Raw genomic sequence first — 1,815 nt, 5'->3', positions numbered from 1 at the left:
CACCAGCGCGGCCAGCGGCACGATCAGCCAGACCGACAGGTGAATGCCGTTATCCTGCACATCCTTGGAAATGAGGCGCTCGACCAGTTGCGGCATCTGGCGGTAAAACAGCGTGAGCAGCAGCGTGCGGATGTGGGCGCCGTCGACGTCCGCATCGGTCATGATGATGATGCGGTGGTAGCGCAGCTTTTCGACGTTGAATTCGTCCGGGCCGATGGAGGTGCCCAGCGTGGCGATCAGCGTGGTGATCTGCTCGGACGAGAGCATTTTTTCAAAGCGCGCCTTTTCCACGTTCAGCACCTTGCCGCGCAGCGGCAAAATAGCCTGGAATTTCCGATCGCGGCCCTGCTTGGCGGACCCGCCCGCGGAGTCTCCCTCGACGATGTACAGTTCGCACAGCGCCGGGTCTTTTTCCTGGCAGTCGGCTAATTTTGCCGACAGGCCCAGGCCGTCCATGATGCCTTTGCGGCGCGTCAGATCGCGCGCCTTGCGCGACGCTTCGCGCGCACGCGCCGCTTCCACGATTTTGCCGCAGATGATCTTGGCGTCGTTCGGCTTTTCCATCAGGTAGTCGGTGAGGGTCTTGGCGACGATCTCTTCGACCGGACCGCGCACTTCGCTGGAAACCAGTTTGTCCTTGGTCTGGGAGCTGAACTTCGGCTCCGGTACCTTCACGGACAGCACGCAGGTCAGGCCTTCGCGCATGTCGTCGCCGGTGATTTCCACTTTCGCCTTCTTGGCGTAGTCGTGTTCATCGATGTACTTGTTGATCACGCGCGTCATTGCCGCGCGCAGGCCGGTCAGGTGGGCGCCGCCGTCGCGCTGCGGGATGTTATTGGTAAAGCACAGCACCTGCTCGTTGTAGGCGTCGTTCCACTGCATCGACACGTCCACGCTGATGTTGGTATTCTGGTCCGACATGCGCTCGCCGGTGGCCTGGAAAATGGTCGGGTGCAGCACCGTCTTGGCCTTGTTGATGTATTCGACAAAGCCGCGCGTGCCGCCTTCGAAGGCGAACACTTCTTCCTTGCCGGTGCGCTGGTCGCTCAGCTTGATGCGCACGCCGTTGTTCAGGAAGGACAGTTCGCGGATGCGCTTGGCCAGGATCTCGTAGTGGAATTCGACGTGCGTGAAGATCTCTTCGTCGGCCCAGAAATGGACGTCGGTGCCGCGCTTGTCGGTCTCGCCAATGACCTTGATCGGGGAGCACGGCACGCCATTGACGATTTCAATTTCGCGGTTTTGCGGCACGCCGCGCACGAACTCCATGTAGTGCACTTTGCCGTCGCGGCGGATGGTCAGTTTCAGCAGTTTCGACAAGCCGTTCACGCACGAGACGCCCACGCCGTGCAGGCCGCCGGAGACCTTGTACGAGTTCTGGTCGAACTTGCCGCCCGCGTGCAGCTCGGTCATGACGATTTCGGCGGCCGAGCGTTTTGGCTCGTGCTTGTCGTCGAATTTCAGGCCGGTGGGCACGCCGCGGCCGTTGTCGGTGACCGAGATCGAGTTGTCGGAGTGGATCGTGACGTGGATCTCGGTGCAGTGGCCGGCCAGCGATTCGTCGATCGAGTTGTCCAGTACTTCGAACACCAGGTGGTGCAGGCCGGTTCCGTCCGAGGTGTCGCCAATGTACATGCCTGGGCGTTTGCGCACGGCTTCCAGGCCTTCCAGAATTTGAATCTGGGCGGCGCCGTATTCCTGCTCTTTAGGAGGGATTGCTGGGGTGTTCTCGGACATGGATGCTTTCTCTAAAAACTGCTTGTTTCGGGTGCTGGCTACGACATCGTCCTCGCGTAGGCGGGGACCCATGGAACA

The 1,815-nt window shown here is 60.8% G+C and carries 1 protein-coding gene; it reads right to left on the bottom strand.

Features of this window, described 5'->3' with window-relative positions; translation table 11 throughout:
• Window positions 1-1,737 (bottom strand): DNA gyrase subunit B (locus ACP7BV_RS26840; protein ID WP_426107950.1); only part of this gene is annotated, 1,737 nt, incomplete at its 3' end.
• Between the last annotated feature and the right edge of the window lie 78 nt (window positions 1,738-1,815).

The organism is Massilia sp. TSP1-1-2, assembly GCF_049896185.1.
Classification (GTDB): domain Bacteria; phylum Pseudomonadota; class Gammaproteobacteria; order Burkholderiales; family Burkholderiaceae_D; genus Telluria_A.
The sequence above is the reverse complement of the archived record's forward strand: the minus strand, read 5'-3'. Positions and strand labels throughout refer to the sequence as shown.